We start from the raw sequence: 23,665 nt of genomic DNA on the forward strand, positions 1-23,665 counted from the left end.
CGATGAAACAGAGCATAAGCTGGAACTTCGCGCTTCAGCCGAAGTCCGTCGGACAAGTCCGCCGCTCCTTCATCCGGCGAAAGCCGGATGCTACCCCGCAGCATCGAGTTTTCACTCGATGAAACAGAGCATAAGCTGGAACTTCGCGCTTCAGCCGAAGTCCCGTCGCTCCTTCATCCGGCGAAAGCCGGATGCTACCCCGTAGATAACATGAGGGCGACAAGTGGGAAAGAATTCTCCAACATGTCGCCCGATATGAATAACCAATCGAAAAATAACTTCTCCAAATTGATTAACGGAATCGTCTCGTCCAATGGGCAGGAGGTCAAGCTCGGGATCGATCTTCATGCCCGCGATGGCGTGGCTTGCCTACAGGTGGACGGCAGCTTGCCGCAACGCCCGTTGCGCTTGAAGCACGAGGAACTGGTTCGCCTCGTTGGCAAGTTAGTGGCCGCCGACCTGAAGGTTTATGCCTGTTATGAGGCTGGTCCTTGCGGCTATGGATTATACCGCCAGCTCACCGAATTGGGAGCCACCGTTTTCGTGGTTGCCCCGGTGAGCCTGGCGGGCGGACGCAACCAAAAGACGGATAACCTTGATGCGCGGGGGCTGGTCGACCAACTCGACCGCTATTTGCGAGGCAACAAGAAGGCCTTCACGGTCATTCGTGTGCCAAGCCAGGAGGAAGAACAGGCGCGGGCGAGATCACGTCTGCGCGATCAGATCAAGAAGAGCCGGAGTGGATGGGAGGCACGTGGTCGAAGCGCGTTGCTGGCGCAGGGATTCCACGTGAAAGGCCGTTGGTGGGGGCCGCGCAAATGGAAGGATCTCTGTCTCGAATTACCCGAGTATCTGGTCCAGCAACTTGAGGTAATGCGTGAGATTCTGCTGAAGCTCGACGAGAAGGAAAGGGCCATCAAAAAGGAACTGGTCGAGGAGGTTAAACAGCCTCTGCCGGTCGGAATCGGAGCCCTGACCTGGGTGATGCTCCTGCGGGAGATCTGCGACTGGGGACGGTTTAAGAACCGGCGTCAAGTGGCCGGCTTCGTCGGATTATGTGCCGGGGTTCACCAAAGCGGAGGATCCTCCCGGGATCTGAGTATAAACAAGCACGGCAATCCGCGAATACGCGCCCTGTTAATCGAAGCGGTCTGGCGCATGGTGCGATGGCAACCCGATTACCCGCCCGTGCGCGAGTTGGTCGAGAAGCTTGTCAGCGGCCGGTCTCGGCGCAAGATCGCGGTCGCGGCCGCCCGCAAGCTCGCCATCGATCTGTGGCGGTTGGCCACCGGTCAAACCACGCCTGAGAAGCTCGGCCTGAGGATGCCCGAGGTTGCAGTCGGCTGAGGGCAACCAACTTCCCTTTTTGTTCTTTGATCTTTTTGCCTGAAGCGAACCCGATTTCGGAGTGGAGCGCGCACGTTTCGATGCTTGGACTTTCATCCGTTCCTGTAGATTGTGCCGCTTGCTCCGTCCCTCTTTTCCTCCGGCCTCGCCGGGGGTCGCATAAATTATAATGCGCTGCCTCTAAGGCACGCGCGGATAGCAGTTTGTCCCCCCGGCCAGTTCGAGGGGACCGGGGACGAGAGACATTCCTTTCCGGGGGCAACTCCAAAGGCCAAAAGATTGGGGCTCATTGCCGCCCCCAAACCCCCGCTAGGGGAACTAAGGTAAGAAAGCAGATCTTAAGAATGTCCTAAGAAAAATAAATCAAACAACGGTTTCATTTTCCGCTTGTCACGAAACCCTCATAGCAGCATCGAGTTTTCACTCGATGAAACAGAGCATAAGCCGGAATGTCGCGCTTCGGCCGAAGACGGTCGGCCACGGCGAAATCGCGCCTCTCCTTCATCCGGCGAAAGCCGGATGCTACCCGTAGATAACATGAGGGCGACAAGTGGGAAAGAATTCTCCAACATGTCGCCCGATATGAATAACCAATCGAAAAATAACTTCTCCAAATTGATTAACGGAATCGTCTCGTCCAATGGGCAGGAGGTCAAGCTCGGGATCGATCTTCATGCCCGCGATGGCGTGGCTTGCCTACAGGTGGACGGCAGCTTGCCGCAACGCCCGTTGCGCTTGAAGCACGAGGAACTGGTTCGCCTCGTTGGCAAGTTAGTGGCCGCCGACCTGAAGGTTTATGCCTGTTATGAGGCTGGTCCTTGCGGCTATGGATTATACCGCCAGCTCACCGAATTGGGAGCCACCGTTTTCGTGGTTGCCCCGGTGAGCCTGGCGGGCGGACGCAACCAAAAGACGGATAACCTTGATGCGCGGGGGCTGGTCGACCAACTCGACCGCTATTTGCGAGGCAACAAGAAGGCCTTCACGGTCATTCGTGTGCCAAGCCAGGAGGAAGAACAGGCGCGGGCGAGATCACGTCTGCGCGATCAGATCAAGAAGAGCCGGAGTGGATGGGAGGCACGTGGTCGAAGCGCGTTGCTGGCGCAGGGATTCCACGTGAAAGGCCGTTGGTGGGGGCCGCGCAAATGGAAGGATCTCTGTCTCGAATTACCCGAGTATCTGGTCCAGCAACTTGAGGTAATGCGTGAGATTCTGCTGAAGCTCGACGAGAAGGAAAGGGCCATCAAAAAGGAACTGGTCGAGGAGGTTAAACAGCCTCTGCCGGTCGGAATCGGAGCCCTGACCTGGGTGATGCTCCTGCGGGAGATCTGCGACTGGGGACGGTTTAAGAACCGGCGTCAAGTGGCCGGCTTCGTCGGATTATGTGCCGGGGTTCACCAAAGCGGAGGATCCTCCCGGGATCTGAGTATAAACAAGCACGGCAATCCGCGAATACGCGCCCTGTTAATCGAAGCGGTCTGGCGCATGGTGCGATGGCAACCCGATTACCCGCCCGTGCGCGAGTTGGTCGAGAAGCTTGTCAGCGGCCGGTCTCGGCGCAAGATCGCGGTCGCGGCCGCCCGCAAGCTCGCCATCGATCTGTGGCGGTTGGCCACCGGTCAAACCACGCCTGAGAAGCTCGGCCTGAGGATGCCCGAGGTTGCAGTCGGCTGAGGGCAACCAACTTCCCTTTTTGTTCTTTGATCTTTTTGCCTGAAGCGAACCCGATTTCGGAGTGGAGCGCGCACGTTTCGATGCTTGGACTTTCATCCGTTCCTGTAGATTGTGCCGCTTGCTCCGTCCCTCTTTTCCTCCGGCCTCGCCGGGGGTCGCATAAATTATAATGCGCTGCCTCTAAGGCACGCGCGGATAGCAGTTTGTCCCCCCGGCCAGTTCGAGGGGACCGGGGACGAGAGACATTCCTTTCCGGGGGCAACTCCAAAGGCCAAAAGATTGGGGCTCATTGCCGCCCCCAAACCCCCGCTAGGGGAACTAAGGTAAGAAAGCAGATCTTAAGAATGTCCTAAGAAAAATAAATCAAACAACGGTTTCATTTTCCGCTTGTCACGAAACCCTCATAGCAGCATCGAGTTTTCACTCGATGAAACAGAGCATAAGCCGGAATGTCGCGCTTCGGCCGAAGACGGTCGGCCACGGCGAAATCGCGCCTCTCCTTCATCCGGCGAAAGCCGGATGCTACCCGTAGCATCGAGTTTTCACTCGATGAAACAAAGCAAAAGCCGGAACTTCGTGCTTCAGCCGAAGTCCGCCGATCACGTCCGCTACTCCTTCATCCGGCGAAAGCCGGATGCTACCCCGTAGCATCGAGTTTTCACTCGATGAAACAGAGCATAAGCCGGGAATCTCGCGCCTCAGCCGAAGACGGTCGGCCACCGCACCCACGGCGACTGAAGCGCGCCGCTTTCAATGACTACCCCGAAAACTCCGGCTCGTTACCCTTCCGTCGACCGCGGGGAGCGAGGTTCGCGGCGTTCCCGCTGTTCCGGTTGACGGGGGGCGGGACGGGACGCCGCAGGTGGCGGAGAGGATGGCTCGGCGGAGGTTGCGGCCGGTTCCTGCTTCGGTGTTTTCAACACTTGGGTCAGACCGTTGATGTCGCCGCCGTCAATTCCCAGTTCCTTCATGAGCGAGTCGATCAGGGGAGATTGCGCCCGGTAACGCAGAGCGGCGTTGGTCACCGAGTCGGCGAGATTGTCCCCCCCGGCGGAGGCGACCGTTCCGTTGGCGTGACCATTGCCGTTGCCTCCCGATTGTCCGGCCGGACCGAACAACCCTTGGGCTTGGAGGATCTTGATGCTGTCGATCCGTTCCATCGGCTTGACCGATTCCTTGATGATGTTGGCGAGTTCGCCGACGATGATTTCGCGGTATTGGAATTCGAGGATGTGTTGGCCGAGAAGGTTCTTGGCCTGGTTGATCGCCTCGGTTCCCGCCGCTTCCACGCTGTAACGTTTTTCGTCCGCTTCGGCCCGGATCTTGACTTCGTCGGCGTTGGCCTGGGCGACGGTGCGGATCGATTCCGCCCGGTCGATCGCAGCCTTCTTCTCGGCGTCGGCGGCGACGAGGATGTCGATCGCTTCCTTCTCCGCCGATTCGCGGGCCTTCACCAAGGCGATTTCCTTGTTCCGGTTGGCAACCGCGGTTTCCCGGACGGTGACCACCGCTTCCTCCTCGCGGACCATGCAGGCGCGGGCCTTGGCGGCTTCGGCTTCCGCCTGGGATTTTTCCTCGGACTTCTTGGCGACGGCGATCGCCTGCTCCTGTTGGGAAATCTCGATCGACTGGGCCTTCTGAATCTCTTCGGTTTCGACCGCCCTCAAGGAAAGGATTTTCGCCTGATCGACCCGCCGTTCGGCTTCGATGTCGGCTTCACGGGCCTGCCGTTTCTGCTCCGCCCGTTGCTTGGCGATCTCGGACTCCTGATGGGCGCGCTGGGTCTCCACCTCCTGCTCTTTTTGCAGGCGAGCGTATTCCATGTTCCGGGCGATCTCGAAGTTCTTCCGCTCCGCCTCGAGGTTCTTTTGTTCGATGGCGATCCGGGTGTCCTGCTCGATGTCGTTGCGCTGTTTCCGTTTTGCTTCGACGGTTTCGGTCAGCTTGGTCAAACCTTGGGCGTCGAAAGCGTTGTCGGTTTTGAAGAACTCCCGTTTGGTTTGGTCGAGGGAGGTGAGCGACACGGTTTCGAGCTCCAAACCGTTTTTCCGCAAATCCTCGGTCACGGCGTTCTGCACCGACTGCACGAAGTCGGCCCGCTTCTCGTGGAGTTGCTCCATGGTCATCTCCGCCGCCACCGCACGGAGAGCGTCGACGAATTTACCTTCGATCAACTCCTTCAACAGATCGGGGTCGAGCGTCCGCGACCCGAGGGTCTGGGCGGCGTTGGCGATCGCGTCGGCCGAGGGAGCGACCCGCACGTAGAATTCCGCCTCCACGTCGACCCGCATCCGGTCCTGGGTGATCAATCCGCCTTCGTTCGCCCGGACCACCGCCAAGCGCAAGGTCTTCATGTTGACCGGAATCACTTCGTGGAGGATCGGGAAGACGAGGGCGCCGCCGTCCATGATCACTTTTTGCCCGCCGAAACCGGTCCGGACGTAAGCGCGTTCCTTCGAGGAACGGGTGTAGAGCTTCGCCAGAATGATGCCCGCCGTGATGAGGGCGAAGACCGCGATGCCGGCGTAGGTAAGGATATCGATGATTGTCATTTTGAGGAATCGATTAGATTTGGATTAGGATTGTTGATTGCGTTGAAGAAAATTCCGCTCCTGGAGACCAGGAGGACGGAGGAGCCCCGCTCGAGGACTTCCCCCTCGTTGTCGGGTTTGACCATCACGTAGTGGTCTCGTCCGAACTCGTCTTTCAGCCGGGCTTCCGCCCCGCGGTCCCGGGTAGCCGTGCCACCGGTGACCAGGGCCATCCGGCCGATGAAGGTTTCCTCGCTCACGGCGTAGGTTTCGTCCTTCGGTATGACTTTTTCCAATACACCGTGTCCGACACGGAGCACCGGCAAGACCACCAGGAAAACCGGTATCCACGCGACGGCGGCCGGCAACAAGGAACCGGTGATCCCGTGGACCATCGACTGGAGGATCAATCCAAGCACTCCGAACGCGGTCAGGAAAAGGATCAGGGTGATGAGAAACGGAACTTTTCCGATTCTCAACCACCCGAGGAACTTGGTCATCCCGCTGGTGTTGGTGAACTCCGGAGCATCGAGTCCGTCGAAATCGATGCTCGGTACCAACTTGTCGAATACATGCGTGATCCCCGCGCCCAGCACCAGACTGGTCCCTTCCATCAAGGCGATGATGATCATCACCGTCAGGGCGACGGTGAAGGGAAGGTTTTCGCTCGCGAGGAACAACGACATTATTCGGGACGGTTGAGCAGCTTGGCCTTTTGCAGGCGCTCCTGGATCTGATTCTTGCGATGAAGTTCCTGCAACTCGGCCATCTTGGCGGCGTCCTGACGGTCAAGGCCGGCGTCGCCCCCCGGAATTCCGGTGGTTCGTTCGTGGACCCGCGAAAAGGCGCCGGCCGCCCGCTCCGCCCGATGTTCCGGCTTCTCCTTCGCCTTCCCCCCTCCGTCGACACCGGCGGCGGCGGCCGACTTGCGGGAGGCGCGGAAGCGACGCAGGTCCTCTTCCATTTCCCGCTTCTTCCCCTGGAGGGCGACGATCGCCTGGTTGAGTTCCGCTTCCTCCTCTTTGGCGCTTTGCAGGCTCTGTTCGAGGACCGGCAACTGCGCCTCGATGTCGAGTTGCTTGGCGATGGCGGCCTCGGCCAGATCTTCCCGGTTTTCCTTGAGCGCGGTCTGGATCTGCTCGCCGTAACTGTCGTGGCGGGCGCTCTTGTCGGTGATCGATTTCACCAGCAAATGCTTGTTGGCCTCGACCGTGCCGAGTTCCTGACGGACGTCGGCGATGACGTTGTCGACATCGCGTATCGCCTGTTCCATGACGGTTTCAGGAACGGCCCCTTCGATGGCGTCGACAATCGAATTGGCGGTGCCCGTGATGATTCGCGAGATACGGTTGCTCAGTTTTTCTTTCATGGCTGTTCTGCTTCGGGTTTAAGGAATTGCTTGGACATCGCGTCCGTCAGTGAAAGGAGGCTTTTCAAGCGCTCCCGGAAAAGTCCCGGATCGTAACACGGCGGGGCGGGCGAAACCCCGATCCGCAACAAACCGTCGATCAATTGGAAAATCTCGTCGAGCAGGCGTTTCTCCAACTGATGGAGATGGGCGGCTTCCTCCTCCTTTCGGCCGGGCCGGCGGCTCGTCATCAACGTCGCCATCAGACGCGGCAACGCCTCCACCAAACGGTTGACGAACTCGGAACGGAGACCGTGGTCATATTCCATCTCCTGGATCTGTTCGTAGGTGGGGTTCATAAGATTCCGGAATTCCATCAGACAATTCCGGAAATCCCGGAGATTCTGCTGATGCCGCCGATACTCGGAGAGCACATGCCGCATCTTATCGCTCAACGTTGTAGCCCCCGGAACCTCAAGCGCAAGAAGGAAATCCGCATCTTCCATGTCCACCCGGCAACTAATCGTGGTCGTTTTCTGTGGCATAAGAAAACATTTGCAACAAAACGCATACGATTGCAAACAAAAATTCTTGGGATGAACGGATTTTTCTCGGCAGTGCCCGGAAGGCCTTGGAAAATGAAGCGTCATGACTTCTTCCCTTTTCCGGATCCAACGATCGGTTTCCCTCCTCGCGGGTGGAATTTTATTTACCCTTCTTTCGCCGACTTTCGCGCAGGCGACCGGTTCCGGAAGCAGCGTCCTGGGGCCCCTTTCGGAACAGGTCCGGGGATTGAGCATCGGCCCGGGAGCTTTCCACGTCTTCGGAGCGGATCTCCGGGGGGGTGCGGCGGGAGATGTGAGCGTCAGCCGGTTTCCGATCCAGCTCGACTACAACCCGCCGCCGGACGCCCGGGGGTTTCTCCGGGTGAATTCGGTTTATGAATACTCGGACTACCGTTGGAGCGACGAGGATTTCTTCGAAACGACCGATCGCGTCGCGTTTTCCGCTCTCGGTTTGCGTCGTTTTTCAGAGTCTCCCTGGGGGATTTTCGCTTTTGGGCAGGTAGCGTGGACCGCCGAAGCCAACGGGGGCGATCTCTCGCGAGGCTTTTCCTCGACGGTCATCGCCGGTCCGGCTTACAGCTTCTCCAGAGCGTTGAGCGTAAGCGCCGGAGCATTGGTCAGCGTGCAACCCGAGCGGGAAACCCGGGTCTTTCCAGTCGGATCGGTCAACTGGCGGATCAACGAGCAATGGAGTCTTCGCACCCTCAACGGTGCCATCGTCACGTTCGTTCCCGATCCGGAGGAACGTCGGCTGCAGGTTGATTTCTCCACGGAATACCGGACCCGGGGAATCCGCTTGCGCCGCCAACTTTTGCCCGACGGATCGATGCGTCGCCCCGTCGCGGAGGAACGGGAGATCGCGGCGGGGGTCGGGGCGATCTGGAGGATGACCGACCACTGGAGCTTGCAAACAAACGCCGAATATCTGTTCGGACGCAAATGGCGGTTCCGGTCCGATGAGACCGATTACCGAACGGTCGACGCCGACAATGCCGTTTTGGCCGGGCTCCGCCTCTTCTACGCGTTTTAGACTTAGAGGTTTAAGGTCGCTCGTTCGGCGACGATGGCGAAGCCAAAAGCGCAAAATTCGCATCTATCCCCCCGTGGGGTGAGTCGGCCTTCCGCTTAAGTTCCTATCATTGCGCCTTTTGTGCCTGTGACAGCGGGGAAGACAACACACCCCACCATGCTTGCGCATGGTCCCCCCCTCTCTAGAGGGGAACGGCGTACACGAAATTCCCCTCTAGAGAGGGGGGGACCGCTCGCCAGAGCGGTGGGGTGTGTGGTCGGAGCGGATCCGGGAAACCCCAACCCCTTTCGAACGGGGTCTAAACACCGCTAGCTTAAGTTTTTAAGGTCGCTCGGCCGGCGACGATGGCGTCACCGTCACCGCCGCCCGGCGGATCAATCCGCCGTCGCGGGTCCGGACCGAAACGATGGTTTCCCCCGGCGAATGGGAGGTCACCACCCCGAACGGACTCACCGACGCGATGCTTGGATCGGCGCTCGACCAAGTCACCCCTTGGTTCGCCGCCTCCGACGGTCGGACCATCGCGACGATCTCGACGAAATCACCCGGAGCCAACTCGACCGCGTGGGTCTCCAACACCAGATCCTCGACCCCAACCGGCGTGGCGGCGCCGTAGTCGTATTCATAATACCCACCGACTCCCGGCCGATCGAATCCGGCGCGGATAAAGGAGATCGCGGCATAGGCTGTCAGCTTCCATGGATACGTTCCGACTTCGCGCTCGCGTTGAAGATGGTAGTAGTCGTCGACGTCGTTCGCGCCGCCGATGAAGGCGTTGAAATCCCCTAACCCGGCGGACGGATTCGGCCACGACGGATCAACCATGTTCTGGGAGAAGTCCCAGTTGAAAACGATGTTGTCGCGGAGCCGCAGATTCACCGGCTCCTCCCGGGAGTGGATCCCGGCATTGACGCCATCCCCGAGGCGGTTGGCGACGATGTTGTCCACGACATCGATGTCGCCGACGAAGGCACCGACGATTCCCCAAACCGCCCGGGTTCGAGGCGCGCGGTTATCGGTCGGATCCATCAACCGACCGTCGAGGACGACGTTTTGCACGATCCGGTTGTTGAAATCATAGACCGCCGGGTCGCGGGGCGGAGCCACTCCACCCATGTTCACCCCGACCGCGTTGTTGACGAAAAGATTTCGCTCGACCACCCCTCCGGACCGGGCCTGCATCCCGTGTGCCGCGCCCCGGACGGCGATATTTCCACGCATCACCCCGCCGGCGCCGTTGCTGTATTGGATATAGACATTGTGAGCGAACATATTGGGTCCGGCCTTTTCGACATGCGGCGTCCAGCCGTTGTGATCGAAGAAGTTCTCCTCCGGTCGGCCGAGGCGGTGTTGAACGCGTCCCGCATGTCGAGGCAAGGCATGATTCGGACTTTCTCATTCATCCCGAGACTCTCGCCCGGAATTGCGGGAAAGTCAGCCGCGTTCTATCACGCCGGATTTCAAAGTCGACGTCTCAACGAAAATACCACCGCACTCCGACGGCGGCATTCAGGTTGAGTTTGGTACTCGGCGCCAAATCGAGGATCGGCACAAGCTCGCCGAACACCTCGATCGGAGCTTGGTCAAAATGATAAGCGATCCCGACCGGAATCCGCACTCCCAACCGGTCTTTGCCCCGATCCCCCCGGCCGGGCCGGTTTTCGCGCCCGGCTTTGAATCGCGCGCCCACGCCGTAATAGACGGGCAGGGCTCCCCGCTCCACCGGAATCAGCTCGAAGTCATGCCAAAGCCAGTCGGCGTGCAAATGAAAGGAGGTCGGTCCGTCAAACGACCAACCGATGGCCCCATCGATGGCCGAACGTTCGTCGATCCAATGTTTCACGGAGATCCCGGTCGGTTCCCCGACGATGACACCGACGCCGGTGCCGCCGTGCTGGGCATTGACCCAGCCCGCGGAAAATACGCTCAATGCGAAAACCAATATCGTCTTTTTCATAGAAACAAGTCCCCGGTTTATCCGCTCCGGTTGGAATTTTTCTATGAACTCATGCGCGACCCCGGCAAGCGTTCTTGGGCCGAGGCCGCGGTTTTCACATTTTGCTTACGCCCGACCGCTGCTTGCAGCACCGGCCGCCGTCGAGGGAATCCCGGATTCGTCCGCGGAGTTTTTTGAGTCCAGCCCCGAAACCCCAGGCAGACGGCGGTCGATCACGAACGGGCCAAACGGGAAGAGCGACGCCACGAAAGCCAAAAACGCGAACCGGAACGGCCACCGATATTCATACCAGCAGCGCAATGCCAGAATGCAATAGGCGATGAACAAAATGCCATGCGCCCACCCGACGACCTTCACCGGCCATTCGATCCCGAGACCGTATTTAAGCGGCATGGCGAGAAACAGAAGCACCAGGAAGGAAATTCCTTCCGGGATCGCCACCCGACGAAAGCGTTGCAGATGTTTTTGGTCCTGTGACATCCGAACAAGGGATGGTCAAAACTTGCGGAAAAGCAAGCAAACCACGCCGGATCTCGCCCTCGGCAAAAGTGGGTGAGGCGACCCGCCTCAGCGAGTAGGTCCAGCAGACGGAGCCCAGGAACCGCCCGGAGCCGGGACGGCTCCGCCACTTTGTGGCTTATTACGCCATCGGCGTTTCGCCCTGCAGCCCAGGGTTGCCGCGCGAAGCGGGGCTACCCTGGGTCTTGGTCCCACGAGTCGTTCTACCCCGAAGGGGTTGCGCCCGGGCCGGTGTGCGATGGTAGATCGGAGGCGGGCGGAACCGCGTTGCGGTTCGTGGCCTCGGGTATCGTTTCCCAAGGTAGGCCTCGTTGCGCTCGGCTCAACCCCGGGCTGGAGGGCGAAAGCCCGTTGGGCTATGGAGGCCCGATTCTGGCGTGGGTCGCCCAAGTGGGTGAGGCGTCCCGCCTCGGTGCGTCGCTCCTGCATACGGAGCCCAGGCACCGCACGGAGCCGGGACGGCCCCGCCACTTTCGCGTAAATTTCGGCGGTGGGAAAAACGTTGAACCGAAGCCCTCCTTTGCTTAAGGTCGGCCATCCATCAAAAGGATCGACCGGAAAGGCTTTTATGATCATCGACGTCCACACTCATCTCAACAATTACGACGAAGAAAAAACGGTTCCGCTCTCGGAATCGCTCGCGAACTTGCAGGCATCGATGGCGAAAAACCGCGTCGCCCATGCGATGGTCCTCACCTCCTACAAGGTCAACGAGCACCGCCCCTCTACCGCCGACGTGGTGGAGGCGACCGAAAACCTCCCCAACATCCATGTCGTCGCCGGGATCAGCTACCTCAACTACCGGGAACGGGACCTGCGGGAGCTGGCCGACTTTCTGAAAGACCGCCGTGTCGTCGGCTTGAAGTTATATCCTGGATACGAACCGTTTTACCCGGCCGACAAACGCTGCCAGGTTCTTTACGATCTCGCGATGGAGTTCGACGTGCCGGTGATGTTCCACACCGGCGACACGTTCAACCCCAAAGGGAAACTCCGGTATTCACATCCTCTCAACATTGACGAAGTGGCGGTCGACAATCCCAACCTGAAAATTGTCATCTGCCACATCGGCAACCCATGGATCCGCGACTGCATGGAGATTGTTTACAAAAACAAGAACGTCTACGCCGACATCTCCGGCCTCGTTCTCGGCGACTTCGAATCGAAGTTCAAGAAGTTCATGCTCCAGCAAGTGAAGGAAATGATTCTCTACGCCGGCGAACCCCATTACCTCCTCTACGGCACCGACTGGCCGATCTGCCGGATGGCAAGCTACCTGAAATTCGCCAACAACCTCGGCCTCCCCCCGGCCCACAAGGAACTGATCCTCTGGAAAAACGCCGCTCGGCTTTTCAAACTGGATCTCCCAACTCCGTCGACATAACGGAGCGATCGTTTATGTTCCGGTAGCATGCCGGCTTTCGCCGGATGACTTTCGCCGGATGCAGGAGCCGCCCGCTTCAGCCGCGGTCGTGAGTCGCCCGGAGTCCTGAACCCGCATCTCGGCCCGACGACTTTGCCCAAAGGACGAAGCTCCCGTCACGCCCAAACGCTGCCCACTCGACTACCGCCAGAAATCATGAGGCTCGGCCGCCCGCGGAGGCGGGTTTGCCGCTTCGCCGGTCGACCCGCCCCAGAAATCAACCTTTGGCGAAGTAGCCGCCGATCCGTTGCCCCGGGAAGTCGGTCGGTTGTAGTCGAATTCCGCGACCTGAAAACCACTCTCGCCCGCCAATCTCACGAAACTCGCCCGCATCGACTCGGCCATTTCCCGGGTGGCGTAATACCCCATCAAGGTGGTTTCGCCCGGAGCCAACGCCCGGATTTCATCATCGATGATTCGCCGGAACGGCCAAGTCCCGTCGCCGCGGCGGTGCACCGCGAACGTGTTGGAAACCGACACCACCGGCGACCGCTCCTCGATGGTTTTCGGCTCGAGGCTGTAGGAAAAGAAATAGACCTCCGGTCCCTCCACCCGATGCGACGACAGAGGAACACCTCCATCCGGAAATTGCGCCAGCAGATTTCGACGCAACTCCAGGATCATCGCCTGCCGCCTGGTCTCGATTTCCCCCAGTTGCCGTTGGCGCTGGGCCTCCAGACGCTGCCGGGCCTCCCGTTGCTCACGCTCCCGCTGATGATTGGAAATCATCGTTCCGAGATTTCCAATGAACTCCCCTACCGCCGGATCGGTGTCGCCGAAATACAAATCGGCGCTCGCCCGGATGCTTTCCCGCTCGGCGGCCTCCAATTGCCGCATCTCCTCCCGCAAGCCTTGGAGTCGCCTCCGGTAGTCATGCTCCAACTCCTCCGCCGTGGCGTAATCCCCGCGGAGGTTCGTCAGATCTTCGATGTTGCTCCGAACGTCCCGGACGGCCTGGCCGGCGTAAAAGCTGCGCGAAAACGCCTCCACCCGTCGGTCGATCGCCTCGTGCGTCTGCCTGGCCCGGTCGGCGCGCAGCCGTTGCTCGGCCTCGAAACCGGCGAAACTTTCCTCCGCTTCCCGCCGCCGCACCGCCTCGGCTTCCGCTTCGCGGGCGCGCCGCTGTTCCTCGAGCCCCGTGTGAAATGCGGTCTCGCTGATCTGCCGGAATTGTCCGTCGCCTCCCCGGCGATAATATCCTCCTTCCGGGGAACGGGCGAATTCCGGGACTCCGCCGCCGCCGGAACCAACGCCGCTCCCACCCCCGTCGGCCGCGGACGAACCCGATCCCCAGAAATTCCCCGAGGCAAATTGGTTCTGCCGCCGGGCGCTTTCTTCCGCCTGCCGCCGTGCTTCCTCCGCCTGCCGCAACGCCTCCTGTTCCTGATAGCGTTGGAGTTCCCGCTCCTCCTCGGCCCGGCGCATCTCCGCCTCCCGCTCGGCTTTGGCCCGCTCCTGAGCGAGGCGACGCTGCTCCGTCCGATATGCATTCTCCAACGCCGCGTTGCGCAGCGGCCTCGGGTCCGCGTTCACCACGAGGTGAAGGCCCCGTATGAATTCCCGCGCTTCTTCCGCCGAATACTTCGGGGGCAAATGATCCGAGACTTTGCCGACGATTACGATTTCCCCGGAATAACAATTCCATCCGCTCGGATCGGTAGGCTCCCACGCGAACTCTGCCACCGGCACTCCCCCGCTCATGACCCGCCCCGAAAATAAGACGGGCGGCGCCACGGGAGGAGGCATCGAAGCCGGGATCTGAACTCCATCGACCCAATACCGGCTGCTTCCGACCGCCGATCCCCGAACCCGCCCCATGATGATCGTGATGTTTCCGGAGCAACTAACCAATCGATAATTCACTTCGATCAGCGCATTTTCATACCCATCGGGTCGCCCCGGACCGGACGAAGCATAGATCACCACCGCGGTTCGCAAATCGTTGGGTACGCCATCCCCCTGCCCGAAGAGCGGTGATTCCCCCCACCAGATCAATGCCACCAACACCCCCAACCACAAGAGCCGCCTCCACGGACTTTCCCCCAGCAATCCTGCCTTTTCCGTTTTCATTGAACAAAACCGAGCCAAAACCGACCTGCCCCCTTGGCAAGTGATGCAAATTAATGTCCAGACTACGAAATAAGAACAGCAAAAAAAGCGTGACAATTTGCTTGTCCCGGGTTGCACGCCCGCCGATGAATATCGCCACCAATGAAATCCACCGCCATCCTTGCGTTCTTGCTGCTCTTATCAACCCTCTCCCTCGGCGCCCAGAGTCCGGTCGCCAAGTTCATCTTCGAAGACGCCGAAGCGGCCTTTGCGAACCAACAATACGACCGGGCCCTGCAAAAACTCCGGGAGGCCGAAGAGGCCTTCGGCAATATCAATCCGCCGATCCTTTACCTCCGCATCATGGTTCGAAACGATATGGTGAGGAATGCTCCGCTGGTCGACGGCGAAACCCTCGAACATTTATTGGAGGATTGCCGTTTCTATTTAAACGAATACGGGGGAATTCCCGCGATCGTCGACCAAGCCCGCGAAGTTTACCGGATCTCCGATGGCCTCAGGAATCTTCCGGTCGAACGAATGGACGCGCTTCTCGCGGCGGGTAAGTTCCAGGAAGCAATCGACTTCGCCGACCACTTCGGACGAACCGTAAAGGCCGGTCTCCCGGAACCCGCCCATCGACTGAAGGTTCGCGCCCTCCACCGACTCGTCACCGCGGAGAATTACGACAGCGCGGAGCGCGCCCGGCGGCTGGTCCAAGAAGTCGGTGATTACCTTGCCCGATTCTCCGATACAGCTGCCGTTGGAAACGGCGACGGCTTGCGCGAAATCCACGACGTCGAAGCGAACCTCCCCGGACTTGAAGACTATCTTGAAGGTAAACGCCTCCTCGCCGCTCACGAATTCGATCGGTCGCTCGCGGTCTGCCAGGAAGCCGCCAGACAGGGAAGCCCGATGGGGATGGCTGCCGTCGGCGTCCATTTCCTCGCTGGACATGGCACGCCCCAGGATTTTTCCATGGCGAAACACTGGTTTGAGAAAGCGATCGAATTTGGACACGCCCCGGTCGCATTCTTATATCTCGGACGCATGTACCATAATGGCTGGGGAGTGACGCAAAACCATGCGACGGCCCGCGGATGGTACGAAAAGGCGATTGTTCACCCTGATCGCGCGCACAGTCAAGTTGAGACGGAGGCGATGCTCGGCTTGGGCGTCCTCTATCGCGACGGTCAGGGAGTCACGCAAGACCTGGTGAAAACCGCGGAATGGTTTCGAAAGGCGGCGGAGGCTGGCAATCCCACCGGCCTGAGTGCCTATGGGAGTCTGTATTTTTTTGGTCGGGGTGTGCCCCAAAATGATGCGATTGCCAAAAAATGGTGGGAACTCGCGGCGGTTCACAATCAAACCGTCGCTTTATTCAATCTCGGTTACCTCCACGAAACCGGCCGAGGAGGCGTTCCGCAAAATTACGCGGTCGCCGTGCAATGGTACACGCGGGCGGCGGACCTGGGCTACGTGGATGCCATGAAAAGAATAGCGGAAATTCATCACACCGGTGGATTCGGCGTGACCCGCGACCGACGGCAAGCGCGCGAGTGGCGCCAAAAAGCGGCCGCCGCCGCAGCGAATTGAAGCGGGTCCCAATGGGTCGGACGTATTCGAACAGACGATCTGATCTGGTCGATAACCCTCCCGCGCCGGGACGTCTACCCTGTTGGTGTCCCGCCTTCAGTCCGAAGTTGAGGAAGGTGTGGGATCGCCTATAGGCGACGGTAAACAAATCGGCCAGATGAATTAGTCTTACGTATTCGATCCATTGCGACAATTTCGCCTTGCCATCCGGCTCCGAAACCACTCTTCTCCTGGAAAACCAATAACCTACCCGCATATGCCCGACCTCGCTTCCGCCCGCCACTTTAACGAACTCCTGGCCGACGACGTCTCGTCTCCCCATTACGATTTCCTCACCTTGTTCTCCGGCGAAGGATTCTTCGCCCGCCGCCGCGCCAAACGCTGCTTTGGATTGCTGAAGAAATGGGACGAACGGCTGCGCCCGGTTTTGCGTCCCGATGAACGGGTGTTCTTCGCCACCACCGGGACCACCTCGACCTTCGTGGAACAATGCTTCGTCGGTTGGGCCGCCTACTACCTGAACAATCGCGCCATCGTCTTCACCACCGAACGTTTGTTGCTGCTTCACATCAATTCCCGCAAACGTCCGCGGAAGTTGGTGTCGCAAATCCGTTATGAGGAAATCGCCGCCATCCGGTCAACCTGGAACGGCATTTGCCAGATCCGGTTGCGCAACGGCAAAAAACTCAAATTTCTCAAGGTGCCGCGGGCCGAACGAAAATTCCTCCATCGTTTCCTCAAAGACGTGGTGAAACCGATTCCCTTGGCACCGGGCGAACGGGTGCGAGCCCCCGAACACCTCTGCCCGTTCTGCTTTACGGTCGTCCCCGGGCATCCCAACACCTGCCCTTCCTGTGAAGCGACTTTCAAATCGCCGACCAAAGCCACCTTGCTATCCCTCGCCTTTCCCGGACTCGGCGACTTCTACCTCGGACACCGCCGCTTCGCCTTTCTGGAAATGGCCGGCGGCGCCTTCCTCTGGTTCGCGCTCATCATCGCGCCCTGGCTCGCTGCGGGTACGATCGATCCGGAAACGGGCGAGATTTTTGCCGTCGATTCCAACTTCTGGATTTCGAACGCGATCATTCTCGGCCTGGCCCATGGCATCGACGCGGCCATGACCCGGCACTTCGCCCACAAGGGCCATTACCCGGGCTCACCTCCTTCTCAACATGCAGGGAACGAAAATCAAGCCTACATCGTTTCCACTCCCACTTCGACCGGCAACGACTTGGAGACCACGTCGTAAACCGGCGAGAACTTAACGAATCCCGCGATTTCCTCGGCCGGAACATCGGTCCGGACCCGGAACTTCGCCCGGATTTTCTGATACCCCGGCCGCACATCCTCTCTCAAACCAAGGAAGCCTTGCAGGTCGAGATCACCGGAAAAGTCCGATTCAAGTTCTTCAATTTTGATCCCCCGGGCCGCCGCATGATAAATGATCGAAGTCGTCATGCACGCCGACAAAGCCACCAATAGATGCTCCACCGGATTCGGACCTTGGTCGCGTCCCAGTAAGACCGGCGGTTCGTCCGCGGTTACCTCAAACGGCACGGCGCGGCCACTCTCCTGCCCGGCCGCATGATACCCGCTGATTTCCGAACGATTGTGCCCACCGTCGATCCAGTGATTGTGCGCTCGAAACTCGCCTTGCGCCAAATCTGGATTTTCCCGAACAGCGCCGACCATCTCATTCAGCTTTTCCGTATCGACTCCATTGATATGATATTTTGAAATCATTTCGCACCTCCTCTGTGGAATTTCCCTCACAACACGATCCTCCCGAATTCGCCGGGACTCAAATGGACCCGAATGTTCGCCCCCCTGATTTTCGGTGGGGGGCAAACCGGTAACGAGACCCCACGGACCACCCGTATGAATGGTCCTGCGGTTTGACACGCTAACGGATGGACGGAGTGTTGAAGTCAATCGAACCAACGGATACAACCGGGAGGAAGCAAATGGGAAACAATCTACAACGCGGCGATCGGGTGCAGTGGAAGACCTCGCAAGGCAAAACAAAGGGAAAGATCGTTCGGAGGCTCACTTCGCCGACCAAAATCAAGGGACATCAGGCAGACGCGTCGAAGGCCAAACCGCAATACCTGGTGGAAAGCGAGAAGAGCGGGCAAACGGCCGCGCATAAACCAGAAGCCCTGGAGAACATTTCAGCGGACGACACCGGCGACAAAAAGGTGATCCGCGAGACGTTTCATCGTCTGGTCAATATGCCACCCGCTGAATTGAAGCGATGGCTGGAGTCCGATACGTCACGATCAGTCGGATACAAAAAACGGGAAGACGCGGAGTCGGTCGGACACGCATCCGGTCGCCGGATTCTGTCCTTGCTCCGGACCAAAAGAAGCGAACTCTCCGACGACGATTACAGCCACATGCGAAAGGTGATTGGTTACATCCGCCGTCATCTCGCCCAACAACCCGAAGGGAATTTGTCCGACACCCCTTGGCGTCACTCCCTGATGAACTGGGGCCACGATCCGCTGAAATAAACCGCTCCAAACAGGACACCCCACCGGGGGGAGGGTTGTCCGCCAGGTGAAATGGCCCTGCGCATCAACCATGCCTGCGCATATTTTGGCTTGCCTCGGTCAACTCAGGAAGGTTTTAGTCACGACGATGACCGCAGCTTCGTCGGATCGCCCCTTTCTTCCTCTTCACAAAAGCTCCTCCTACGACCGTCTCTGGCGGGAACTGGAGAAAGTCGTCACAGCCCATTTGCCGATTTCCAATCTCGCGCTCTTCGCCGAAATTGCCCATGAAACGGTGCCTCAAATCTTGCACAGCACAGGACGGCTCTACGAATCCCTGCCGACGGAGATTTGCCGGAACATGATCGTGACATCCCCACTTCTTGGATACCTGCGGAGCAACCCGGGCAGAAGGATCGTCCATTGGCAGGATTACGGGGGCACCGAAAAGGAACATATCTCGACCTCCCACTTTCGCAAATACCTGAAGCCGCATGGTTGGTGGTATTTCATCAACCTCTGCGTCTATCGGAAACAGAATCACCTGGGCGGATTACTCCTCGCCCGCACCCGGGCTCAAGGTGATTTTTCCCAGGCGGACCGAACTTGGCTGGAAGAGCTTTATCCGCATTTGGAAACGGCTCTACTCCGTTGCGCCGCACACTTTGAAGAGTCCAGTCGCCACGCGGCGGCGCGGAACTGGTGCGAAAACCTCCCCCACGCCGCCATCTTGATCGACTGGAATCTCACCCCGGTTCTCTTTACTCGTGCCGGACGGGAGGCCCTGCAAAAGTGGAGTTCGGGTCCCACAGCCGGACGACCCGTGGCCAAATCCTCCTTACTGGAACTTCCCGCCGATCTCCGTGCGATCATCCGCCGGTGGAAAGAGACTCACTTCCGGCGGCTCCTGGCATACCAACCGGTCTCCGCGGATGGCCCGATTGAACACCCGCACCCGACGGCCAACGGCCTCTCGGCTTGGATCCGGGTAATTCCACCTGTCCGCGGCTCCCGGCGATTTCCTCTGTTTGAAGTGACTTTCTCGCTTCCAGAACCATCCCCCGAACCGGCGACCCGTCTCCTGCTGGATCGGACCCGAAGATTGTTAACCGCCGGGGAAAGGGAATTGCTGGACCACATCCTGCAAGGATTGAGCAACCAGGAAATCGCGGATCAACTGAGTAAATCGATTGGCACGGTCAAAAACCAGATCAGCGCGATCTACACCAAACTCGGAGTGAAAGCCCGCCCTAAGCTCCTCGCTCTCGCCCGCCACTTAGCCACCGATACCTGATCCCCGATCCGTTCCTCCATCCGGCGAAAGCCGGGATGCAACTTACGCCGGAGCTTCGTGCTTTAGCCGATGACCACCGGGCACGGGGATCGTCCGCAACTCGCCCGTCGAACATCGGCGGCTGAATCGCGCCGCTCCTTCATCCGGCGAAAGCCGGGATGCTACTCCAAGCCGGAGCTTTGTGCTTTAGCCGAAGACCGCCGGGCACGAGGATCGTCCAAAAACTCCGCCCGTCGAACGTCAACGACTGAAACACGCCGCTCCTCCATCCGGCGAAAGCCGGGATGCTACTCCAAGCCGGAGCTTCGTGCTTTAGCCGAAGACCGCCGGGCACGGGGATCGTTCCCAAACTCCGCCCGTTGAACGTCGGCGGCTAAAGCGACGCTAAAGCGCGCCGCTCCTTCATTCGGCGAAAGCCGGGATGCTACCGGAGTTTCGTGCTTTAGCCGAAGACCGCCGATCGTCCCCAAACCCCGCCCGTCCAACGTCGGCGGCTGAAGCGCGCCGCTCCTTCATCCGGCGAAAGCCGGGATGCTACCGGAGTTTCGTGCTTTAGCCGAAGACCGCCGATCGTCCCCAAACCCCGCCCGTCCAACGTCGGCGGCTGAAGCGCGCCGTTCCTTCATCCGGCGAAAGCCGGGATGCTACCGCCCTACCGACCGTCACGGAGCCCACGAGGGCTCCCGGCCTGCGGTGATCAACACCGGCGAGCTGCTTCCTTCGGCGCTCTCGATCCGGTAGATGTTGCCGTCGTTTTCAAACGCGATCCACTGCCCATCCGGAGACCAGGTCGCATGGGTTCCCGCGGTCAGCGTGTAAGTATCTCCACTCGCCAGGTCTCGGACGCGGATCTGGCCGTTGTGGTCAAAGGCAAGATAGTTGCCATCAGGCGACCAAGCGGGCCGGCGCCCGGAGCCGAGACGGGAGCTCGGGTTTCCGCCGGTGGCGTTCATCGTGTAGATCCCGAAGTTGACGCCGTCGCTGAATTGTTCCCACGACGGATCCCCGGAGACGGCCAACCGGGTGCCATCGGGCGACCAAGCCGGGTCGAGCATGAAACCGCCATCGGTGATTGTGCTTCCTTGTCCCCCTCCAACCGTGGTGCGATACACCAACATCGGAGCGATGGCGGGATTAGCGCCGTCCTTCCGGCGGGCGGCATAGGCGATGCTGCCATTGGCCGCCCACGATCCGGCATAGAAATTCACCTGATTGCTCCCGGAAAAGTGACTGGCCCCAACCACGCGGGTCTTGTTCGCACCGGAAACGTCGACCCGCCAGATTTCTTTCTCTTGGAACTCTCCGTCCATGTAAAGGATCCGCGTGCCATCCGGAGACCAAGAGGGACGCGCCTGGCCGCTGATCCAACTTTGGTTAGAAAAATGAACCGAGGTAACCGCCTGCGGAGTCCCGCCATCCGCGTCGATCGTGTAAATGGTATTCTCGTGCACGAACGCGATCCGCCCTTCGACCTGCGGCTCCGGAACACCGGCCCATTCCCCGAAGTCATGGGGCGTGGCGACGGTCCGCATGTCAAACTCCCAGCCAGGGACGACCGGCAGAGCGTGAAGAAACGCCTGATCGGGGAAAACGTGCCGGAAAAATCCGTTCGCATCGGTCTCGACCGGAAAATTTTGATTCGGGTTGTAGTAATTCGCCAAATACACTTGGCCTTGCAGCGGGTTGCCTTCGTCGTCGACCAAAGTCCCTTGGACTTCATGGATGCGATAGACCTCAAAATTCACCGGGCCCGGACGAGTCATCGTGATACTTTCCGGTTCGAAGGCCCACCCTACTCCAAGAATTGGCGTCACCGTTACCTCGCCCTCCACTTGCTGGTCCCACAGTTCATCCAGGATCGTGGTCACCTCCCACGAGCCTTCCGAGCTCTCGAAGGCCACATCGATCAAAGACCATTCCGACGGCGCTTCGGAACCGTCCTTGACCGTGATCGTGCCGTGCAGGAAATACGGTCCGTCGCAAGTGCCGGTCTCGACGATCGCCCCCGATTCCAGCAACTGATCAACGACGTACCAAGCGTCGTACTCACACCAATTCGCCGGGGTGCCGGAGAGCCAGAACCGCTCGGCGGCCGAATTCTCCAGGTGATAGAAAAATTCGACCTGGGTATCCCGCAGGTCCAAACTCCAGAGCTTCGGCATGTGGATGTCCCGCAGGGGATGAACGAGGCTCACTTGAGTCCCTCGTAATACGAGGGTGCGCAACTCCGGCAAATGGCCGAAGGCGGCGATGTCGGAAAGTGGGTTGTTGTGCAAATGGAGCAACGAGAGCGAGGGATGTCCGTCCAAAGCGGATACGTCGGAAATTGAGGCGTCCCGGGCCAGCAGTTCCTTCAAACCGGGAAAACTCTCGACTCCGGCGAAGCTGGTAAGCGGGGTATTGTTGACGCGAAGGGATTCCAGCGAGGGGAGACTTCCCAGTTGGGAAAGATCCGTAACCCCGGTTCCGCTGAGATCGAGGTGAACCAGCGGGAGTCCCGCCAAGGCCGTGATGTTGGTCAACGGAGCGTTCCCGGACAAGTCGAGATCCGTCAAATCGCTCAAACCAGCAAGGGGAGAGAGGTCGCTGATGGCGGCGCCGGAAATGTGCAATTCCTTCAAACCGGAGAGCGCGGCAAGCGGGGAAATGTCGGACAGGTTGCTGAGGTGGGCGACATGAAGAACTTCGAGATTCCGCAGATACTCGATCTCCTTCAAATCGGCGTCCGGGCCCCCATTGAGGTAAAGCTCGGTGATGCCGTCAACATGGGCCCGGGTGATCGGCTTGTCCGGATCGTCCCGAAAATCGGGATCCTCCTCGGCGAGAAGTCGGCGGACGGTTTCATTGAGGAGTGGATTGGTGAAGACGATGGTTTCGATCACCGGGTAAAACACCCGGAACCTCATGAAGCGGGCCCCGGCATCATCCGTCGCCACCGCATCACGCACCATGATCACCTCAGGGAAGTCGCGCAGGACGACCGTGTGGCCGGGCCCCGAATCCCACTCCACCAGATCGGTCGAAACCTCGACGACCCGTTCGAAATCGCCGGCTTCGGGGAACGTCTCGGCTTCGAAATAAAGATACTCCCTCCCCTCGTGTATGATCGTCGTCGGCCGGGGCAGCAGATCCTGACTCGGGGTCAGCGGATCGAGACCGAAGATGAACTTGATCAGATTGGGAATGTTGTCCCCGGCCGGATCGTCTTCCGGTCCGCGGTGCCCCGGTTCGACTCCGCTCTTGACGATCCACTCCTCGAACGCGGCCATCGTCGCAGCCGAACCGGATTCAGCGCTCGGCACCGCCGAAGCACTCCGCAAATCACCGCGGAAACCGATTCCGAAAACCAAAACCAGCAAGACGAAAAACGAGACTCTATTCATAACTATTCACGCTGTAACATGGAAAAACTTCCGCGACCGACGACGAAAGAATCGGTGTGACGAACCCGAAGGGGTGACTCCGAAAACGAAAGCTCCCGGCTTTCATCGGCGATCGTGGTCCCCCCATCATGCCGGACCGCGCCGGACGCGGCAAGGTAAAATGTCCACATCGAGCAGACCGACGCCACCGGCCGCTCTGACCCGGGCGAAAAACACTGACTAGCAGATTGCAGGGCCAAATCGGAGGGTTGGCTTCCCAGCCGACCTTCCTCCAGCCCGACGCCGACGGCGGACGGCAGGATGCCATCCCTCCCAGTGGACGGACAGTTCACCATGTGTCTTGATCGCGCCCTGAGTCGTCTATCTGCTATCATCTATGCGTCTTCGCCTGCAATCAACCCTTGCGCTCGCTCGGCGACGGGTTTCACTTGACGCAGTTTTTAACTTCATTTCCCG

At 59.4% G+C, this 23,665-nt stretch carries 18 protein-coding genes and 1 pseudogene; 9 read left to right on the top strand and 10 right to left on the bottom strand.

What is annotated here, in order from left to right:
• Positions 1-210: 210 nt before the first annotated feature.
• Positions 211-1,347 (top strand): IS110 family RNA-guided transposase, encoded by a 1,137-nt coding sequence (locus ACWUI2_RS03685; RefSeq protein WP_486981276.1) that lies wholly within the window; start codon positions 211-213, stop codon positions 1,345-1,347.
• 537 nt (positions 1,348-1,884) lie between these two features.
• Complete coding sequence (locus tag ACWUI2_RS03690; RefSeq protein WP_486981276.1) at positions 1,885-3,021, top strand: IS110 family RNA-guided transposase; 1,137 nt, start codon at positions 1,885-1,887, stop codon at positions 3,019-3,021.
• A gap of 779 nt (positions 3,022-3,800) precedes the next feature.
• Here the strand turns inward: ACWUI2_RS03690 and ACWUI2_RS03695 are convergent.
• Genes ACWUI2_RS03695 through ACWUI2_RS03710 form a run of 4 tightly spaced genes read right to left on the bottom strand, consistent with a single transcriptional unit; the run spans position 3,801 to position 7,445 of the window.
• Positions 3,801-5,573: a flotillin family protein gene (locus tag ACWUI2_RS03695; RefSeq protein WP_486981515.1), complete on the bottom strand. Its 1,773-nt coding sequence runs from the start codon at positions 5,571-5,573 to the stop codon at positions 3,801-3,803.
• Complete coding sequence (locus tag ACWUI2_RS03700; RefSeq protein ID WP_486981516.1) at positions 5,570-6,238, bottom strand: YqiJ family protein; 669 nt, start codon at positions 6,236-6,238, stop codon at positions 5,570-5,572. Before ACWUI2_RS03700 ends, ACWUI2_RS03695 begins: the two co-directional genes overlap by 4 nt.
• Complete coding sequence (locus tag ACWUI2_RS03705; RefSeq protein ID WP_486981517.1) at positions 6,238-6,921, bottom strand: PspA/IM30 family protein; 684 nt, start codon at positions 6,919-6,921, stop codon at positions 6,238-6,240. The genes ACWUI2_RS03700 and ACWUI2_RS03705 overlap by 1 nt, the downstream gene beginning before the upstream one ends.
• Positions 6,918-7,445, bottom strand: a complete 528-nt coding sequence (locus tag ACWUI2_RS03710) for a hypothetical protein (RefSeq protein WP_486981518.1) — start codon at positions 7,443-7,445, stop codon at positions 6,918-6,920. Before ACWUI2_RS03710 ends, ACWUI2_RS03705 begins: the two co-directional genes overlap by 4 nt.
• Before the next feature lie 103 nt (positions 7,446-7,548).
• Here ACWUI2_RS03710 and ACWUI2_RS03715 point away from each other — a divergent pair, with 103 nt between their 5' ends.
• On the top strand, positions 7,549-8,496 hold the full coding sequence (locus tag ACWUI2_RS03715) for a hypothetical protein (protein WP_486981519.1): 948 nt from the start codon (positions 7,549-7,551) through the stop codon (positions 8,494-8,496).
• A 321-nt stretch (positions 8,497-8,817) separates the two neighbouring features.
• Here ACWUI2_RS03715 and ACWUI2_RS03720 read toward each other — a convergent pair whose 3' ends face one another.
• The 3 genes from ACWUI2_RS03720 to ACWUI2_RS03730 all read right to left on the bottom strand — a co-directional run bounded on the left by ACWUI2_RS03720 (position 8,818) and on the right by ACWUI2_RS03730 (position 10,933).
• A complete protein-coding gene (locus ACWUI2_RS03720; protein WP_486981520.1) occupies positions 8,818-9,873 on the bottom strand; it encodes an Ig-like domain-containing protein in 1,056 nt (351 codons plus the stop codon).
• A 97-nt stretch (positions 9,874-9,970) separates the two neighbouring features.
• Positions 9,971-10,453 (bottom strand): hypothetical protein, encoded by a 483-nt coding sequence (locus tag ACWUI2_RS03725; protein ID WP_486981521.1) that lies wholly within the window; start codon positions 10,451-10,453, stop codon positions 9,971-9,973.
• Positions 10,454-10,558: 105 nt separating this feature from the next.
• Complete coding sequence (locus tag ACWUI2_RS03730) at positions 10,559-10,933, bottom strand: DUF3817 domain-containing protein (RefSeq protein ID WP_486981522.1); 375 nt, start codon at positions 10,931-10,933, stop codon at positions 10,559-10,561.
• 607 nt (positions 10,934-11,540) lie between these two features.
• Here ACWUI2_RS03730 and ACWUI2_RS03735 point away from each other — a divergent pair.
• Positions 11,541-12,356: an amidohydrolase family protein gene (locus ACWUI2_RS03735; protein WP_486981523.1), complete on the top strand. Its 816-nt coding sequence runs from the start codon at positions 11,541-11,543 to the stop codon at positions 12,354-12,356.
• A gap of 180 nt (positions 12,357-12,536) precedes the next feature.
• On the opposite strand, the gene ACWUI2_RS03740 is transcribed toward ACWUI2_RS03735, so the two are convergent.
• Positions 12,537-14,465 carry a hypothetical protein gene (locus ACWUI2_RS03740; protein WP_486981524.1) on the bottom strand — a complete coding sequence of 643 codons (1,929 nt, stop codon included), beginning with the start codon at positions 14,463-14,465 and terminating at the stop codon, positions 12,537-12,539.
• A gap of 141 nt (positions 14,466-14,606) precedes the next feature.
• Between ACWUI2_RS03740 and ACWUI2_RS03745 the strand changes: the two genes are divergently transcribed.
• Both ACWUI2_RS03745 and ACWUI2_RS03750 read left to right on the top strand, forming a co-directional pair.
• On the top strand, positions 14,607-16,040 hold the full coding sequence (locus tag ACWUI2_RS03745; RefSeq protein ID WP_486981525.1) for a tetratricopeptide repeat protein: 1,434 nt from the start codon (positions 14,607-14,609) through the stop codon (positions 16,038-16,040).
• A gap of 256 nt (positions 16,041-16,296) precedes the next feature.
• Complete coding sequence (locus ACWUI2_RS03750; protein ID WP_486981526.1) at positions 16,297-17,289, top strand: hypothetical protein; 993 nt, start codon at positions 16,297-16,299, stop codon at positions 17,287-17,289.
• On the opposite strand, the gene ACWUI2_RS03755 is transcribed toward ACWUI2_RS03750, so the two are convergent.
• Entirely contained in the window at positions 17,235-17,783 is a 549-nt protein-coding gene (locus ACWUI2_RS03755) for an OsmC family protein (protein WP_486981527.1), read from the bottom strand. The genes ACWUI2_RS03750 and ACWUI2_RS03755 overlap by 55 nt on opposite strands.
• A gap of 221 nt (positions 17,784-18,004) precedes the next feature.
• On the opposite strand from ACWUI2_RS03755, the pseudogene ACWUI2_RS03760 reads away from it, so the two are divergent.
• From ACWUI2_RS03760 to ACWUI2_RS03770, 3 genes and pseudogenes are all read left to right on the top strand, one after another.
• Positions 18,005-18,190, top strand: a pseudogene (locus tag ACWUI2_RS03760) (hypervirulence associated TUDOR domain-containing protein); the annotation flags it as partial.
• An 18-nt stretch (positions 18,191-18,208) separates the two neighbouring features.
• Entirely contained in the window at positions 18,209-18,553 is a 345-nt protein-coding gene (locus ACWUI2_RS03765) for a DUF3140 domain-containing protein (RefSeq protein ID WP_486985037.1), read from the top strand.
• 70 nt (positions 18,554-18,623) lie between these two features.
• Positions 18,624-19,826 (top strand): LuxR C-terminal-related transcriptional regulator, encoded by a 1,203-nt coding sequence (locus ACWUI2_RS03770; protein WP_486981528.1) that lies wholly within the window; start codon positions 18,624-18,626, stop codon positions 19,824-19,826.
• 662 nt (positions 19,827-20,488) lie between these two features.
• Here the strand turns inward: ACWUI2_RS03770 and ACWUI2_RS03775 are convergent.
• Complete coding sequence (locus ACWUI2_RS03775) at positions 20,489-23,209, bottom strand: leucine-rich repeat domain-containing protein (protein WP_486981529.1); 2,721 nt, start codon at positions 23,207-23,209, stop codon at positions 20,489-20,491.
• Positions 23,210-23,665: the final 456 nt, after the last annotated feature.

Source organism: Verruconatronum alginivorum (assembly GCF_056590205.1).

Coding starts and splice junctions, on each gene's coding strand:
- ACWUI2_RS03685 (WP_486981276.1), top strand. CDS start 211: ATGAGGGCGACAAGTGGGAAAGAATTCTCCAACATGTCGCCCGATATG.
- ACWUI2_RS03690 (WP_486981276.1), top strand. CDS start 1,885: ATGAGGGCGACAAGTGGGAAAGAATTCTCCAACATGTCGCCCGATATG.
- ACWUI2_RS03695 (WP_486981515.1), bottom strand. CDS start 5,573: ATGACAATCATCGATATCCTTACCTACGCCGGCATCGCGGTCTTCGCC.
- ACWUI2_RS03700 (WP_486981516.1), bottom strand. CDS start 6,238: ATGTCGTTGTTCCTCGCGAGCGAAAACCTTCCCTTCACCGTCGCCCTG.
- ACWUI2_RS03705 (WP_486981517.1), bottom strand. CDS start 6,921: ATGAAAGAAAAACTGAGCAACCGTATCTCGCGAATCATCACGGGCACC.
- ACWUI2_RS03710 (WP_486981518.1), bottom strand. CDS start 7,445: ATGCCACAGAAAACGACCACGATTAGTTGCCGGGTGGACATGGAAGAT.
- ACWUI2_RS03715 (WP_486981519.1), top strand. CDS start 7,549: ATGACTTCTTCCCTTTTCCGGATCCAACGATCGGTTTCCCTCCTCGCG.
- ACWUI2_RS03725 (WP_486981521.1), bottom strand. CDS start 10,453: ATGAAAAAGACGATATTGGTTTTCGCATTGAGCGTATTTTCCGCGGGC.
- ACWUI2_RS03730 (WP_486981522.1), bottom strand. CDS start 10,933: ATGTCACAGGACCAAAAACATCTGCAACGCTTTCGTCGGGTGGCGATC.
- ACWUI2_RS03735 (WP_486981523.1), top strand. CDS start 11,541: ATGATCATCGACGTCCACACTCATCTCAACAATTACGACGAAGAAAAA.
- ACWUI2_RS03740 (WP_486981524.1), bottom strand. CDS start 14,465: ATGAAAACGGAAAAGGCAGGATTGCTGGGGGAAAGTCCGTGGAGGCGG.
- ACWUI2_RS03745 (WP_486981525.1), top strand. CDS start 14,607: ATGAAATCCACCGCCATCCTTGCGTTCTTGCTGCTCTTATCAACCCTC.
- ACWUI2_RS03750 (WP_486981526.1), top strand. CDS start 16,297: ATGCCCGACCTCGCTTCCGCCCGCCACTTTAACGAACTCCTGGCCGAC.
- ACWUI2_RS03755 (WP_486981527.1), bottom strand. CDS start 17,783: ATGATTTCAAAATATCATATCAATGGAGTCGATACGGAAAAGCTGAAT.
- ACWUI2_RS03770 (WP_486981528.1), top strand. CDS start 18,624: ATGCCTGCGCATATTTTGGCTTGCCTCGGTCAACTCAGGAAGGTTTTA.
- ACWUI2_RS03775 (WP_486981529.1), bottom strand. CDS start 23,209: ATGAATAGAGTCTCGTTTTTCGTCTTGCTGGTTTTGGTTTTCGGAATC.